We start from the raw sequence: 15,802 nt of genomic DNA, 5'->3' as shown, positions 1-15,802 counted from the left end.
TCGTAGGATATATATTTTATATGAGTATTGGTTAATAAGCATAAAGCCATCGATTTTTACCATCTCTGATGGCTTTTTCTATTAGCCATCATCCACACTCTAGTCCCTATCTACCTTTTAAATGTAAATTAAGTATGATTCTATAAATTTCATTTCTGATGATTAAGTATAATTTTATGGATAAAAAAATGACACCAACATTGGGTGTCATCTTTTATAACATACTAGATTAACCATTAATTAAAAACATTCACACAAGGGTTGATGGCCTTCATAAATGAATCAAATTGCTCGAAGTTCATTTGTTGTGCAGAATCGGAAAGGGCTACCGCTGGGTCTGGATGAACCTCAGCCATGACTAAATCTGCTCCAATCGCAAGAGCTGCTTTTGCTGCAGGTAATAGTAAATCCCTTCTACCTGTCGAATGAACGACATCAACGGCTACAGGTAAATGAGTTTCTTTCTTCAAGATAGGCACACTGGTAATATCAAGGGTATTACGAGTGGCTTTTTCATACGTACGAATTCCACGTTCGCAAAGGATAATTTGGTCATTACCTTTAGACATAATATATTCTGCTGCATAAATAAATTCCTCAATAGTTGCAGCTAAACCACGTTTGAGTAAGACAGGTTTATTCGTTTTCCCAACTTCTTTAAGTAGATCGAAGTTTTGCATATTACGAGCCCCAACCTGAATGACGTCCACATAATCGAGAGCTTTTTCTACATCACTTGGTGTCATAATTTCGCTTATCACTTTCAAATCAAAAGCGTCAGCTGCGTTTCTTAGAAGTTCAAGACCTTCAAACCCAAGTCCTTGGAAGTCATATGGAGACGTTCTTGGTTTAAATGCTCCACCACGAATTAATCCAATCCCATGTTTTTTCACTTGTTCTGCTACTTGATAAACTTGTTCATAGCTTTCGACGGCACATGGACCCATGACGAATTGTTGCTTGCCATCCCCAACTTTAATACCGCTGATATTGACAATGGTATCTTCAGGTTTTTTCTTACGCGAAACAAGTAAAGCTGAGCGATTATCGTCTTTTTGCAATTCTAAGCTGACTTGAAAAATCTGCTTGAAAATTTGTTGAAGTGCCGTTGTAGAGAATGGTCCCTCATTATTCTGAGCAATTCGATCAAAAAGCTGCCTTTCTCGAACAGGATCGTAACGTTTTGTACTTTGTGTTTCTTTAACCTTTCCAATACTTTCTACAATTTTTGCTCTTTTGTTTAACAGGATTAATAATTCTTCATCGATTTTATCAATTTTCCCGCGTAATACATCAAGTTGACTTTCCGGCATGGTGCTCTCTCCTCCTAAATATTTGTAATAGCCCCAAATTTGGCTAGAATAAATCATTCAAATAAAAATGCTCGGTTAATTTCCAAAGATACTCAAGAGATCGTTTTTTGTCAATATCTTTTTATGAAAAACATGTCTTGACGTCTTAGGTTTAGTTTAAACCAGAATAATCTCGAAATCCAAGCCTTTTCTGAGAGTCAGTATGCTAAACAAATTTCTAATCGTAATTTGATATGAAATATTTTTATAATCGACATTAATTAAAATTTTCTTTACAAATGACCCTAAGACATGATACAACATAAATAACAAGTTAAGTTACAAATGTTATGATGGGAAGTTAGTAATTTATCATTTTGTTTATTAGAGAGCTGATGGTTGGTGAAAATCAGTACAGAATGCTAAATGAATTTCGCTCCTTGAACTTCTTTTTTGAACCATGGCCTTTACGCTATGCAAGTATAAAAAGACGGACTAAAGCCGTTAACCTTTATAGAGCGATGGACATAGAGCTTGTCCATAATTTGGGTGGTACCGCGATCATATCGTCCCTGCATTTGCAGGGACGTTTTTTGTTTACATGACATTCTAGGTTCACGACCTTAATACTTGTCGAATACAAATAAAGCAAAAAAGGATTTTATCAATTCGAAATTTTTAACTATTGTAACCATGTACTCGTGGCTAATTCATCAAAAGGAGATTAAATCATGGGAAAACCACAATTATCAGCAATGACAGCCTTCGATCCAGGTCAATCGATTGAAGAATTAAAACGTATCTATCACTTAGATAAAATCATTAAACTTGATACGAATGAAAATATATATGGTGCCTCTCCTATGCTCATGGAGAAAGTCGCAGATGCCATTCGTGATTTATCTAACTATCCAGATTGCAAAGCTACGATTCTCCGCGAGGCTCTTGCTAAGAAATATCATATTTCACCAAACTCGTTGCTGTTTGGCTCAGGACTTGATGAAGTTATTCAAATCATTAACCGAACGTTTCTCGATGATGGAGATAACATTGTCGCGGCCGATCCAACGTTTTCAGAGTATTATATTCAAGCAAGAATTGAAGGAGCAGAAGTTAGAAAGGTGCCCACGGTAGAAGGAAAACACGATTTAGAGGGGATGCTTCAAGCTATTGATAAACATACACAACTTGTTTGGATTTGCAATCCAAATAACCCAACAGGAACTTATCTAAATGAGCAAGAACTAAGCCGATTTGTTTCTTTAGTACCCAAGGATACGACCATTGTTGTCGATGAAGCTTATATTGAATACGTTTCAGCTACAGATTATCCAGATACATTATCTCTGCTTAAGCATCATCAAAATGTGATCATTCTTCGAACCTTTTCAAAAGCTTATGGTCTTGCTAGTTTCCGCATTGGTTACGCCATGGCTGATCAATCAATCATAAACAAACTTGAAATTACAAGGCTGCCTTTTAACACATCAAAAGTTAGCCAACTTGCCGCTTATGCAGCACTTGAGGATCAAGAATTTTTATTATCCTGTGTAAGAAAAAATAAAAAAGCGCGAGATTTTGTTGTCGATTACTGCCAATCCCATGACATTAAATGCTTCCCATCTCAAACAAATTTTGTTTTTATTACATTGGAGAATCCTAAATCAGCCCATGAGGCTCTGCTAAAAGCAGGTTTCCTCACTCAACTTCACCCAAACGGTTTAAGAATCTCTATGGGAGAATATCGTGATATGAAAGATCTCTGTCAACTGCTTTCAGATCATCTTAAGAAAGAACTCGTGTAATAATCATCAATCACAGTTTAGTCAGATTAAAATCTAAGGGTATATTCTACATCTTTTTACAATAATAAATGGATTTAATTAACAAACGATTAAACAATATTTTAATTTTTGCACTTTACAAAATTAAAAATCGTTGTTAAAATTTCAATACACTCTATTAAATATACGACCTGTGATGACGAAGACGGTACGTTGAAATGGCTTAAGAGAGCCGGTGGTTGCTGAAAACCGGTGCCCTTTCAACTTTTACCCAGCCCTTCTGAACTGATTAACTGAACGAATGATCGTAGGTTAATCCGGCGAAAGTCGTTAAAATATTGAAGGTTATTCTGACTGAATGTGTTCAAAAAGATGAAGAAAACTTGCCGATTGCAGGGCCTATAAGGCGCAGACAGAAGTCTAGTTGCACTTATACTAAAGTATTATACTTTCTCAAAGTGAAACAAATCGGCTGAGCTTTACCAAACTTTTTGGGCAACATAAAGTTAGTAATAACGAATGAGGGTGGCACCACGGTTAGAGCACGTCCCTCATAACACAGCAGCATGCTATGTTATGAGGGACGTTTTTTTCTCATCCAAGATTGCCTGAGGTCGAATTGTGTTGTTCAAATCGAACATCTTCATTAATATGGTAAGAATGCCTACCTTATTTCATCATGCGATTTCATCACAGGATTTTAAGGAGATGATATTCTTTATTTAGCTACAGAGATAGAAAAATGATTTGTTTGGAATTAGCGAATCTTTGTTATCGAATTGAATGTATGTCTATTTGTAACTACACCTAAATCCCAGGAGGTATTGGAATTATTATGTATAAAGTACTCGTAAGTGACCCAATTAGTGATACAGGTATTCAAGCATTAACAGATCATCCTGACTTCTTAGTTGAAAAACAAACGAATCTAACTCCAGATCAACTAAAATCCATTATTGGAGAATATGATGCTTTAATCGTACGCAGTCAAACAACTGTAACAGCTGAAATTATTCAAGCCGCTGATCGTTTGAAAGTGATTGCGCGTGCTGGAGTTGGTGTTGATAATATCGATATTCAAGCGGCTACCCGTAAAGGCGTTATTGTCGTCAATGCACCAAATGGTAATACAATTGCTGCAACAGAACATACTTTAGCGATGATGCTTTCACTTGCTCGTCAAATTCCACACGCTTATATATCAATGACAGAAGGAAAATGGGATCGAAAAACGTTCAAAGGTGTTGAACTCTTTGAAAAAACGCTTGGTGTCATCGGAACAGGACGTATTGGAACTGAAGTCGCGAAACGCGCCAAAAGTTTTGAAATGAATATCCTTGCATATGACCCATATTTAACAGAAGAGAAAGCACAAAAATTAGGTTTTACAAAAGCGTCACTTGATGAGATTGCTGAACAAGCTGATTTCATTACTGTCCATACTCCATTAACAAAAGAAACAAAAGGTTTAATCGATGCAAACTATCTCAGCAAAACAAAACCTGGCGTGAGAATCGTTAACTGTGCCCGCGGTGGAATCATTGATGAAGCTGCTTTAGCCGAAGCCGTTAAATCAGGTCATGTGGCTGGAGCGGCACTCGATGTGTTTGAACATGAGCCATTAGACAATGAAACCTTCCGTCATCATCCAAACATTATCGTTACACCTCACCTTGGAGCATCCACAGCTGAAGCACAAGAGAAGGTCGCACAATCTGTCAGTGAAGAAATAATTGATATCTTTACTTCTCAGAATATTCAACATGCCATCAATGTGCCACGAATGTCAGCTGAAGTTCAACAAAAAATGAAACCTTACCTCGAACTAGGTGACCAAATTGCACAACTGGTTATTCAATTGTTTAAAAAAGCGCCTGACAAAATTACGGTTGATTATTATGGTGACTTAATTGAAGAAGATACTGGCCTTTTAACTCGCACTCTTATTAAAGGTATTTTGTCTTATCACTTAAGTGATTCTGTCAATATTATTAACGTTCTTCAGTTATTGAAAGAACAAGGATTAACTTATACAGTCCAAAAAAATGCCTCTCGTCATGGCTTTGCGAATTATATGTCACTTACCCTTCACCACGGATCTGAAACAGCCACCATTGGTGCAACTGTATTAAATGGATTTGGTGGTCGAATTGTCAATATAAACGATTACCGTATTGACCTAATTCCTGAACGTTATATGCTTTCAATTAGACATTTTGATGTTCCTGGTATGATTGGTCGAGTTGGATCCATCCTTGGAGAAAATGGCGTTAACATCGGTAACATGCAGGTAGGTCGAAAAGCTGTCGGTGGTGAAGCCATCATGATGCTTACCGTTGATAAGCCTGTTGATAACCAAGTTATAGATAAATTATTGACATTACCAGATCTTGAACATGTTCAGTTGGTTGAGATAAAAGATGACGAAACGTCAAATCATACTGAAGAAGCGGTGCATTAATACTTTTCGTATTCTTAACTGGCAAGTATCTTTTTTAGGGCGAGTTCAAAAAGGTGACAAACGAAAAGGGTTACTGGCTAAGTACACTGGCATCCTGCCGGAACGCCAGTACTAGCCCGTCCTGGGCGTCGGAAGATCAAGGCGGCGCCGTTTTGAGGACCGGAATGTAGGTTTTTACTACATGAGGACCGGAAAAACGAGCGGGCGTCGAGAATTCGTAGCTTATCATTTGGTGACTTTTTGAACAACCTCTTTTAAGGTACTTGCCTTTTTTAACGATAATTTTTTTTTGAATTGACCACAAACTGGGTATAAGATATTAAGTAGAATGACAAAACAGACATAGGAGGATGTCATCATGATAGGTTTTATAGGACTTGGCATTATGGGAAGTCGCATGGCAAATCAGCTACTAGAAGATGGACATGATCTTATCATCTATAATCGTACAAAAGAAAAAGCCAGTCCTTTACTTAAAAAAGGTGCAACATGGGCTAATTCGCCTTCCGAAGTTGCAGAGCGTGCCCGCATTCTATTTACGATGCTATCAAAACCTGAAATTGTTAAAAAAGTAGCCCTTGGTGAGAGTGGATTTCTTCCTTCAATGAACGAAGGGACGCTATGGGTCGATTGCAGCACCGTTGATCCTCAATTCTCACGTAAAATGGCACACGAAGCAGAGAATAGGAAAATACGTTTTGTAGATGCACCCGTGCTAGGGTCAAAATTACCTGCGGAAAAAGGGGAACTTATTTTTGTTGTCGGAGGTCACAAAGAAGATATAAAAGACATTCATCCTTTATTAGATGCAATGGGGAAAGGTGTTCACTATCTAGGGGGACACGGACAAGGAAGTAGTATGAAGCTTGTCGTGAATGCGATGTTAGCCCAGTCTATGGTGGCTTTTTCTGAAGCCGTATCTTTAGGTGAATCGCTTAATTTACCAAAAGAGACGATTGTTGATACATTATTAAGCAATCCTGCAACAGCCCCTTTTCTAAAAGGAAAAAGGAAATTCTTTCTTGAGGAAGCAAATGATGTTGAATTTCCTTTAGAACATATACACAAAGACCTTCACTTGGCATCCCAAATGGCTTACGAAGAATCAACTCCACTCCCTTTTATTAATTTAGCCAAGGAATTATATGCATTGGCTAAAAATAAAGGAAATTCGAAAGAGGATATGTCAGCTATCTATCAAGCGTTGTATAGCCATCAAGACTAGTTCCCACACAATGAAGTGTGGGCTATTTCTTGGTCTCTGTATTCTACATCGATGAGGTGTCCATATCTTATCAAGCTATTCTTCATTTATCTTCCGGATAATTCGAGCGGGGTTACCGGCAACAATGACATCATCTGGAATATCTTTTGTTACCACTGATCCTGAACCAACTACCACGTTATGTCCTATTTTTACGCCTGGATTAATTACGGCTCTTCCACCAATCCACACATTATTTCCAATCATTACTGGTTTGGCAAATTCGATTCCACTTATTCGTTCCTTAGCCATTATAGGATGTGCAGCTGTATAAATATGAACACCTGGCGCAAACATACAGTTATCTCCTATTATTACAGTTGAAACATCCAAAATTGTACAGTCAAAATTCGCATAGAAGTTCTCTCCAACATGAATGTTATAGCCGTAATCACACCTAAAAGTAGACTCAATGTATAGATTTTTTCCTGTTGAACCAAAAAGTTGTTTTAAAATCCGCTTACGTTCCTCGTTATTTTCTTCTGACATATTATTAAACTTTCTTAATAGACCTCTTGCTCGCGTGCGGTCTTGGACAAGTTCTGGATCCCCTGCATAATAATATTCGCCAGCTATCATCTTTTCTTTTTCTGATTGCACAGTCCTCGCTTCCTTTCCATTTTACTTGAGGCTTAATTAAGAGTATAACACACTCGATTGAAAGCGTTTTTATTTTTTGCGTTTCCTTATGTAAAAAAAGTATGGCCCTTATATTAGAACCATACCTCATTCATCATATTCTATTTTTATTTTTCTACTAATTGGCTAATGAGTTTCTTAACATCAACAACGGAGTCTAAAATATAATCGGCACCGTGTTCTTCAAATTCACCACGAGCAGCTTGTCCAGATAACCCTGTTAATACAGCTGCAAATTGACAACCAATTTGTCTTGCTGCGAGTAAATCCGCTAATGAATCGCCAACTACAAGAACATCTTTTCCGTTTTCTAGTGGTTTTGGATCCGTTATGAACGCATCATAAGGATGGTCCTTTCCATAGTAGGCTTGAAGATACGTATAAGGATGTGGTTTTGATAAGGAATGATCCGAACCACTCGCTTTTTCTGTTTCTGCTACATCGTCAGCCGTCACAATGTGATTTGTATCTAAATGATCTAGCCATTTTAGATAGGTAAAAGGTTCATGTGTTTCAAGGCGTGGTCTTCCAGTTCCAATACCGACTTTAATTCCCTCTTGATTAAGGAAGTTAAATAGTTCAGCAATGACTTCTGGTTCCGCAAGGGTATCTTCTTCACTTAAGAAACCTGCTTTACCCGTTTGAACAGACGGGCGTCCAGTTGATTGCAGAATATTCTTATCCCCAACGTACCATTCTTGAGAAGCGTGTTCACCAACACTCCATAAGGCACTTTTCTTTTTGAATATAGAAGTATCTACACCTAGTTTCTGTTCTGTTAGAGTATTTAGATAATCTACTAGTCCCTGCTTTGTTGCATTCGTTTGTTTATAGTCATCTAAGAATACGGTGAAATCTAATGAAACGGATTGATCCTTTAATGCCTCACGTATTTCATTTAACGTACCATAATTGATATCTTGGCTAAACCATTTTGTGATTTGCTCACTATATTGATCCTTTACTTGCTCGAGAAGATGAATCAATTGGTAGCTAAATGCAATATAAATCATATCCCAGTTAGCGTTCAGACCGCGAGATTTCATAAAATTAAGAACCTGGTCATCTACAAATACCGTTTTTCTGATCTGCTCTATTTCATCATTACGATAGGTCGTTTTAAAGGTTTCAGGATTGAGTCCTAAGTAATTTTTACTGTTTAATAACTCCCATACCGTTAATGCCGAAGCATCAAAGTAACGTTCTTCACTTAAAAATACCCCATCTACGTCAAATAGTACTGTCTTAACCATCTTTGCCTCCCAAATAAACTGGTTTTTCTTGTAGTTTAGCATACCTTTGACCCTTTTTGTCACTAAAACATTAAATAGTTAAAAAAATGGTTATTTTCCACCATTAAGACCTTGACCTTTTTTAGCTAAAATGATCCAATTTGTTCCATAATTGTCTGTTTTAAAGATATCATCGCTTTTAGTTATCACAACCAGCTCTTTTTCATTTTCGGGATTTTGGATAACATGAGTAATGGTATCCTCTTTTACCGTTGACAAATCTACAGGTACTTGCATCCTTGATTCAGTATTAATTCTAAGTAGTGTTGATTTTCCCTCTGTAGAAGCAGCAATGACCTCATCATTTTTCCCATACGTTAAGCTCGTAATATGTTTATTATTGACAATTTTGTTGAACTCTTTCCCTTTATTTTGAGAAAAATAGATACCGTCCGAGGTCAAAATGACTAACTTGTTACGGTTCTCTGGATCTAAAGCTATTTGTTTAATTTTTCCTTTTAAACCATTTGGTTGAACGCTCTTCCAGTCTTCATTATGGCCTTCCGTATAAAACAAAGTCGATTGAGCATTCATTAAATACACCATATTCGTATTATATCCGGCACCCATCAAATCTATGGATTGATCAGGTAATGACACGTTTTTTATGTTTTCGCCCTTACTATTCTTTGTCAGCAAATGACCTCCAGCTAATTCATAATATCCCCGATTTGTAACAACAAATGGGTGGTCATGATTTGTTTTCTTCTGATGCCACTGTCCAGATGAGTATTGATAAGTTCCGTTTTTCGATAATAGAACAAGGGTCTTACCGTTGTTTAAATATCCACTCGATGTGATGTTCGTCATTAATGTATTTTTATTCACATGGAGTGATCGCTGAATCATGACAGCAACAATCACAAGAATGCCACCCAAGATAATACAAATGAGGAGTTTTGCAAGGAATATATACGTTACAAACTGAAAGCCTTTTTTACGAGAATTCGATTCTCGATTTGATTGAGTTTTCATGCCTTTGTCCCCTTAAATACGTTCTACTGTTTATTGTAACGATAATTCGTTCTAACAACAAATAATGTTAATCCAATTGATTTTATCTGTAGCTTGTTTAAAACACAAAAAGAACCAGATCTGGTTCTTTTTGTTATCATCATTATTTCAATTTTTTAAGTGAATGACTTAATCGCCATCAAACATTCTAAATATACCACCGAGTGCGCTACCTTCATCTGAACTTCGTCCGATTGGATTCTGCGGCATCGCACTAAAGACACGGCTGGCAAGTCGACTAAAAGGTAAGGATTGGACCCAAACGGTCCCTGGTCCTTGCAAGGTGGCAAAAAACAATCCTTCGCCGCCAAATAAGGCCGTCTTAACACCCTTCACAAATTCAATATTATAATCTACATTTTTAGTCATTCCAACTAAACAACCCGTATCAACCCGTAATTTATCAGTAGCCGACAAATTCAACTCTCGGATCGTTCCTCCAGCATGAACGAAAGCCATGCCATCTCCTTCAAGTCTTTCCATAATAAATCCTTCACCGCCAAAGAAACCCGTTCCGAGTTTTCTTTGAAAAGCGATTCCGACAGAAACGCCCTTGGCCGCACAGAGAAAAGCGTCTTTTTGGCAAATGATTTCGCCGCCATGTTCGCTTAAATCGAGTGGAATAATTTTTCCTGGATAAGGTGCCGCAAATGAAACGTGCTTTTTTCCGTGTGCTTCGTTAGTAAAGGCCGTCATAAATAAACTCTCACCTGTTAATAAGCGTTTACCTGCACCGAACAATTTACCCATTAATCCTTTACTTTCAGAACCATCCCCAAAAATCGTCTCCATCCCAATGCCTTCTTCCATCATCATCAAACTTCCAGCTTCAGCAATGGTTGTTTCACTAGGATCAAGTTCAATTTCCACGAATTGCATATCATCACCATAAATTTTGTAATCTATTTCATGGTTATTCACTTGTTTTTTTCCTCCCCGTTGTTACAAGTTATATTCCTTATTATAATTTGTTTTTTGGGAAGTTTATATGATTTTTTTGATTTTTCTTTCATGATACTTCGTTTAAAGTGCGTGTTCAAAAAGGCGATAAATTAGAAGCAAGAAGATCAAGGCGGCGCTGTTTTGAGGACCGGAATGTAGGTTTTTACTACATGAGGACCGGAAAAACGAGCCAACGCCGAGATTCGTAGCTTATCATTTGGTGACTTTTTGAACAACCTCTTAAAGAGAAGAAAAAAATCCACAAAAAAGGTCCCAAACATTCAGGATCTTGTTTATGGAATACTTATACTACTATTTAAACTTCCATATGGCTATAAACGTGTTGCCTTTTGTAAACTAAGATGAATCCGTTTATCGAAAAATATGATAAAATAGCCCATACAAAGGAAACTGATCACAGTACCAATATTAATGCCAACAATATTGTGATTAATAAGTCCAATGCTAAGACCGATACATAATGGCACGCCTAATGATAAACGCTGTGCGATAACGGTATTTCCTTTGAAATATTTTTCTCTTAAAATTTTCAACATATCATCAAATGGGTGAAGCACAACGTTAAGGCGTAAATAAATTGAAAGAGCGCAACCGATACACATGATGCCGAATACACAAACAATCAGCCTAAATGCAAAGAGATTGACGTGAAACTTTGTTAAGACAAGAAGCCAAAGATCAATAAAGTAACCAAAACAAAGTAAATATAAGAAGTTATATATATCTTTCATTTTATTCCACTTTTTTCTTAATATGTCATCAACAATTAAGGCTAATAAACCTAATAGAATCAGGGCATTTCCGACCGTAATATGAAGTAAGTTTGAGATATTCAATCCCGCCGCGGTCCAAGGCGCCGATCCTAATGCCGCTTTCACTGTTAGAGCATTTCCAAATGCATTTAACAAAATGGATAAACAAAGGAGTGCGATGTTTTTTTTCATACTCTCTTTCGTTCCCCCTTAAACCTTATTCCCTTTCTAACAATTCTTTTACCCGTTATATCCTAAAAAATGGATACTTCATCTTACGGGAACATCTCTTTTTAAACAATCTATATTTTAGATTACAACACTCTTCAATAAGATTTCAACTATCATGCTTGGTAAAAATCAAATCACACTTTAGCGTATTTTCATACCTTTAAGTGCGTGTTCAAAAAGGTGACAAACGAAAAGGGTTACTGGCTAAGTACGCTGGCATCCTACAAGAAACGTCAGTACTAGCCCGTCCTGGACGTCGAAGAACGAGGCGGCACAGAGTTCCTTAGGACCGGCATTCCTCGCGTTGTGGTAGCTTCAGGCGCCAGCCACAGGACGTGGGCGATTTTAGCCAGCGATCCTTTTTATACTACATGAGGACCGGAATGTAGGTTTTTGCTACATGAGGACCGGAAAAACGAGTGGGCGCCGAGATTCGCCGCTTATCATTTGTTGACTTTTTGAACAACCTCTTTAATTTGTTCTTTCTCACGTTATATTTTGTCCTCAATTCACGATTTACTTGTAAATACATAGGATACATTGTTTCGTTCTGTAAGAAAGGAGATTATCTATGTTTTTAATTACCATCGCATTTATTGGCATTGCCTCAAATTTAGATAACTTAGGCATCGGTTTCTCATATGGCATTCAAGGAAAAAGAATCTCCATATCTTCAAATATGATGATGGCTCTTATGGGCGCAATATTTTCTTATCTATTCGTTTGTTTTGGTCATCTCTTCAGTTACTTCATATCTCCATCATTTTCAAACTATCTTGGTGGATCGATTATTATTTTGATTGGCTTGTGGTCCATTCTCACCGAATTTCAACAAAAAGCTCATCGTGCGTTTAAAAAAACAATGGAAAATCCCGATCACGTCGATAAAGACCATAATAATATTATTTCTATGAATGAAGCGTTTATTTTAGGTATTGCTCTCTCCTGTAATGCTATAGGAATTGCCTTTGGAGCAGGTATCGCTGGCGCAAATGCGTATCTCATTGCTATGGCTATTGGACTCTTTTCTTATTTAAGCATCGATATGGGAACCACCATGGGGCTTAAGCTTCAACAATCCAAACTTGCCTATTATGCCGGTTATCTATCTGGTCTTCTACTCGTTCTCATTGGAATATTTGACATCATTCATTGATTCCTGTACCATTCCTCAAATTATATCTAACTTCATTCATATATTACTATTTTTCGGGAACACTACCCTTAAACCATATCGTTATAGAGGGTGGGCAAGATGGGACTGTTTAAGAAAAAGAAAAAGAAAAAAGAACAAAAGCCAAAACAACAGCAGCAACAACAGCAGCAACATGAAAATGTACTTAATGGTGAAGAAGTCAATTCGACTGCAACTGACCAGATTTCTCAATCATTGATGATTAATAAACAACGTATATTAGATGTTTACTCAGATTGTTCAGATCTTATCACACGTTCCTTTTCAATTGGAAAACAATCAAAAGATAATGCCTTTTTAATCTATATAGAAGGAACATCCAATTCTGAAGAACTCGATAAAGTGGTTTTTAGACCGCTTATGTCGATTTCTGAATGGGACCATCGTTTAGACAAGGTCATTAATAGCATTTCTCTCGGTCAATTAAAACAAGTCACAACGTATGAAGAGATTTATAATCAGCTAGCTAATGGGAATCCCCTCTTAATTCTTGATCAAATTCCTGTTGCCTTATCTCTTGGATTATCGAAATGGGTCACAAGAGGCATTGAAGACCCTACTTCCGAAGTGGTCGTTCGAGGTCCTAAAGAGGGATTTGTTGAATCCCTTCGCGTCAATACGTCACTTATCAGAAAACGTCTTCGCACTCCCCAACTTAAAATAAAATCTAAAGTAATGGGTGAGTATTCAAAAACTCAAATTGCCATTGCCTATCTTGATGGTGTTTGCGATCCTGATCTATTAAAAGAAGTTGAAAATCGCCTTAATAAAATTAAACTTGAAGGTATCATGGAGTCGGGTGTCCTAGAAGAGTATTTGCAAGACAATCGATATTCGCCGTTTACTCAAATTTTATCAACAGAACGTACTGATACCTTTTGTGGTAACTTATTAGAAGGACGTGTTGGAATACTCGTTGAAGGGACGCCCTTTTGTTTAATCTTACCAACGACATTTAATGCTTTTATTCAAACAGCGGAAGATTATTCTCAAGGGTTCTATATTACAACACTTCTTCGAGTCTTACGCTTTTTATTCTTAGGTGTCGCACTCATTGGACCATCCTTTTACATCGCCGTTATGACGTTTCATCAAGAGATGGTACCAACAACGTTGCTTCTTTCGATTGCGCAATCAAGAGAACAAGTCCCGTTTCCGGCTCTATTTGAAGCCCTCCTGATGGAAGTGACATTTGAAGCTTTAAGGGAAGCCGGGGTACGGCTGCCAAAGCAAGTAGGTTCCGCAGTTAGTATTGTTGGTGCCCTCGTTATTGGACAAGCGTCGATTCAAGCAGGACTTGTTTCACCTCCTATGGTCATTGTAGTGGCCATTACAGGGATCGCCTCCTTTATGATTCCACATTACAACATTGCGATATCATTACGCATGCTGCGATTTCCTATCATGTTTATTTCCGCCTTCTTAGGGTTTTTGGGTCTTATCATGGCTCTCATCGTCATCATTATTCATCTCTGCTCATTAAGATCATTTGGGGTTCCTTATCTCGAACCTTTTGCACCTTTTAAGAAGTCGGGATTTAAGGACTCGGTCATAAGAGCACCAGCATGGAAACAAAAAACCAGGCCACACCTTACCGGAAGCGTGTGGAACAAACAACGTAAGGAGTGAAGAAGTTGTTTCTTCTTCCAGATTTGTTGAAAGTAAAAAGACTTTCAGTCATCCTTTCTTTATTATGCTCATTTTCAGTTATGACGGGTTGTTGGGATCAAAAGGAATTAAATACCCTGGCTATTGTAACAGCATCAAGCTTTGACTTAGATGAGAACAATAACGTCATCGTTTCAGTTCAAATTTTCACTCCAACTGGTATGTCTTCTTCTGAAGGTTCTGGAGGCTCTAGCGGGACGGGCGGACAAGGAGCTAACCTCATTCTATCAGGTAAAGGTTCGACCATTTCTGAAGCCGTTAACAATATAGAAACAAGAGTCCCTCGTCACCTTTTTAGGGGGCAGAATTCCGCCATTGTGTTTGGCCATCACTTTGCCGAAAAACGCTTAAAAGAAGGATTAGATTATGCTGCGCGTTTTTATGAAATTAAAGAACGAACCTTGATTTATGTTGCCAAAGATCAAGGAGTTGATCTTCTCCAATATCGACCAAATATTGAGAGAAACTCAGCTGATGTCATGGAATACTTGCCAGAAAAGGACGCAAACCTAGGTATGTCATTAAAAGATGTCATCTTAATGCGGCTTGGACCAAATAAACCTGTCATTCTACCGATGATTGAAGTGAAAAAAATACATGTTAAAGGATATTCTGAAGAACAAATTGTCAATTTAGGTTCTGCCATCTTTTCGAATGATCATCTGGTTGGGACGATCAGCAGGCATGATACCTATGGGCAAAGGCTGATCTATAATGAGTTTGGTCAGACTACGTTCCCACTTCATCTAAAAGGGCATTCTGGTCAAGTCTCCTTAAACATTCAAAACGTTAAAACAGCAACCCATTCTACTATAAAAAATGGTAAGTGGATCATAACCGTAAAGGTTTCCGGAAAAGGCATTGTCTTTGAAAATACAACCAATCAATCCCTTTTCAAGGTTAAAACTGAACATAAGATTGAGAAAGAAGTTAACAAACGTCTACGTTCGGTCATTATACGTTCTGCTAAGCAAACACAGAAATTGAACAGTGATGTCATGAATTTCCACGGTGTGTTTTATCGAGAACATTCAGATGAGTACAATAAAGTAAGTCATAATTGGAAAGACATCTACCCAAGGATTGATGTTAAAGTCCATGGGCATATTAACGTTTATGATCCTGGTATGATTGATTAAATAAGAGGTGAAGAGAAATGAAATGGATAAGTCTTATAGGGTATAGTCTTGTTCTATATGGCATCTATCTTTTTGAAAAGAAAAACCTACAAAAGACACACGATAAGA

Annotated in this window: 12 protein-coding genes and 1 other annotated feature; of the genes, 6 read left to right on the top strand and 6 right to left on the bottom strand. The window is 37.5% G+C overall.

What is annotated here, in order from left to right; all coding sequences use genetic code 11:
* Positions 1–236 precede the first annotated feature (236 nt).
* The gene (locus FG390_RS06835) at positions 237–1,313 is read right to left on the bottom strand and encodes a bifunctional 3-deoxy-7-phosphoheptulonate synthase/chorismate mutase (RefSeq protein WP_141190296.1); all 1,077 of its coding nucleotides are present in this window, start codon (positions 1,311–1,313) and stop codon (positions 237–239) included.
* Between the two features lie 320 nt (positions 1,314–1,633).
* Positions 1,634–1,869: a binding site (T-box leader), on the top strand.
* A 154-nt stretch (positions 1,870–2,023) separates the two neighbouring features.
* On the opposite strand from FG390_RS06835, the gene hisC reads away from it, so the two are divergent.
* The 3 genes from hisC (at position 2,024) to FG390_RS06820 (ending at position 6,762) form a co-directional block, all read left to right on the top strand.
* Positions 2,024–3,097, top strand: a complete 1,074-nt coding sequence (hisC, locus tag FG390_RS06830; protein WP_141190295.1) for a histidinol-phosphate transaminase — start codon at positions 2,024–2,026, stop codon at positions 3,095–3,097.
* An 814-nt stretch (positions 3,098–3,911) separates the two neighbouring features.
* Entirely contained in the window at positions 3,912–5,537 is a 1,626-nt protein-coding gene (gene serA / locus FG390_RS06825; RefSeq protein WP_141190294.1) for a phosphoglycerate dehydrogenase, read from the top strand.
* Between the two features lie 358 nt (positions 5,538–5,895).
* Positions 5,896–6,762, top strand: a complete 867-nt coding sequence (locus FG390_RS06820) for an NAD(P)-dependent oxidoreductase (RefSeq protein ID WP_141190293.1) — start codon at positions 5,896–5,898, stop codon at positions 6,760–6,762.
* 75 nt (positions 6,763–6,837) lie between these two features.
* Here the strand turns inward: FG390_RS06820 and FG390_RS06815 are convergent, their stop codons facing one another.
* The 5 genes from FG390_RS06815 to FG390_RS06795 form a co-directional block, all read right to left on the bottom strand.
* Positions 6,838–7,401, bottom strand: a complete 564-nt coding sequence (locus FG390_RS06815) for a maltose acetyltransferase domain-containing protein (protein ID WP_141190292.1) — start codon at positions 7,399–7,401, stop codon at positions 6,838–6,840.
* Positions 7,402–7,547: 146 nt separating this feature from the next.
* Positions 7,548–8,693, bottom strand: a complete 1,146-nt coding sequence (locus FG390_RS06810) for an HAD family hydrolase (protein WP_141190291.1) — start codon at positions 8,691–8,693, stop codon at positions 7,548–7,550.
* Between the two features lie 90 nt (positions 8,694–8,783).
* Positions 8,784–9,707 carry a WD40/YVTN/BNR-like repeat-containing protein gene (locus FG390_RS06805; protein ID WP_141190290.1) on the bottom strand — a complete coding sequence of 308 codons (924 nt, stop codon included), beginning with the start codon at positions 9,705–9,707 and terminating at the stop codon, positions 8,784–8,786.
* 168 nt (positions 9,708–9,875) lie between these two features.
* Positions 9,876–10,667 (bottom strand): TIGR00266 family protein, encoded by a 792-nt coding sequence (locus FG390_RS06800; RefSeq protein ID WP_141190289.1) that lies wholly within the window; start codon positions 10,665–10,667, stop codon positions 9,876–9,878.
* A 353-nt stretch (positions 10,668–11,020) separates the two neighbouring features.
* Positions 11,021–11,653: a YczE/YyaS/YitT family protein gene (locus FG390_RS06795; RefSeq protein ID WP_141190288.1), complete on the bottom strand. Its 633-nt coding sequence runs from the start codon at positions 11,651–11,653 to the stop codon at positions 11,021–11,023.
* Positions 11,654–12,263: 610 nt separating this feature from the next.
* On the opposite strand from FG390_RS06795, the gene FG390_RS06790 reads away from it, so the two are divergent.
* From FG390_RS06790 to FG390_RS06780, 3 genes are all read left to right on the top strand, one after another.
* Positions 12,264–12,848 (top strand): manganese efflux pump, encoded by a 585-nt coding sequence (locus FG390_RS06790; RefSeq protein ID WP_141190287.1) that lies wholly within the window; start codon positions 12,264–12,266, stop codon positions 12,846–12,848.
* Positions 12,849–12,947: 99 nt separating this feature from the next.
* Positions 12,948–14,516, top strand: a complete 1,569-nt coding sequence (locus tag FG390_RS06785; RefSeq protein ID WP_141190286.1) for a spore germination protein — start codon at positions 12,948–12,950, stop codon at positions 14,514–14,516.
* Between the two features lie 5 nt (positions 14,517–14,521).
* The gene (locus FG390_RS06780) at positions 14,522–15,694 is read left to right on the top strand and encodes a Ger(x)C family spore germination protein (protein ID WP_141190285.1); all 1,173 of its coding nucleotides are present in this window, start codon (positions 14,522–14,524) and stop codon (positions 15,692–15,694) included.
* Positions 15,695–15,802: the final 108 nt, after the last annotated feature.

The organism is Terrilactibacillus laevilacticus, assembly GCF_006517395.1.
Lineage (GTDB): Bacteria > Bacillota > Bacilli > Bacillales > Sporolactobacillaceae > Terrilactibacillus > Terrilactibacillus laevilacticus.
The sequence above is the reverse complement of the archived record's forward strand: the minus strand, read 5'-3'. Positions and strand labels throughout refer to the sequence as shown.

Coding starts and splice junctions, on each gene's coding strand:
- FG390_RS06835 (WP_141190296.1), bottom strand. CDS start 1,313: ATGCCGGAAAGTCAACTTGATGTATTACGCGGGAAAATTGATAAAATC.
- hisC (WP_141190295.1), top strand. CDS start 2,024: ATGGGAAAACCACAATTATCAGCAATGACAGCCTTCGATCCAGGTCAA.
- serA (WP_141190294.1), top strand. CDS start 3,912: ATGTATAAAGTACTCGTAAGTGACCCAATTAGTGATACAGGTATTCAA.
- FG390_RS06820 (WP_141190293.1), top strand. CDS start 5,896: ATGATAGGTTTTATAGGACTTGGCATTATGGGAAGTCGCATGGCAAAT.
- FG390_RS06810 (WP_141190291.1), bottom strand. CDS start 8,693: ATGGTTAAGACAGTACTATTTGACGTAGATGGGGTATTTTTAAGTGAA.
- FG390_RS06805 (WP_141190290.1), bottom strand. CDS start 9,707: ATGAAAACTCAATCAAATCGAGAATCGAATTCTCGTAAAAAAGGCTTT.
- FG390_RS06795 (WP_141190288.1), bottom strand. CDS start 11,653: ATGAAAAAAAACATCGCACTCCTTTGTTTATCCATTTTGTTAAATGCA.
- FG390_RS06790 (WP_141190287.1), top strand. CDS start 12,264: ATGTTTTTAATTACCATCGCATTTATTGGCATTGCCTCAAATTTAGAT.
- FG390_RS06785 (WP_141190286.1), top strand. CDS start 12,948: ATGGGACTGTTTAAGAAAAAGAAAAAGAAAAAAGAACAAAAGCCAAAA.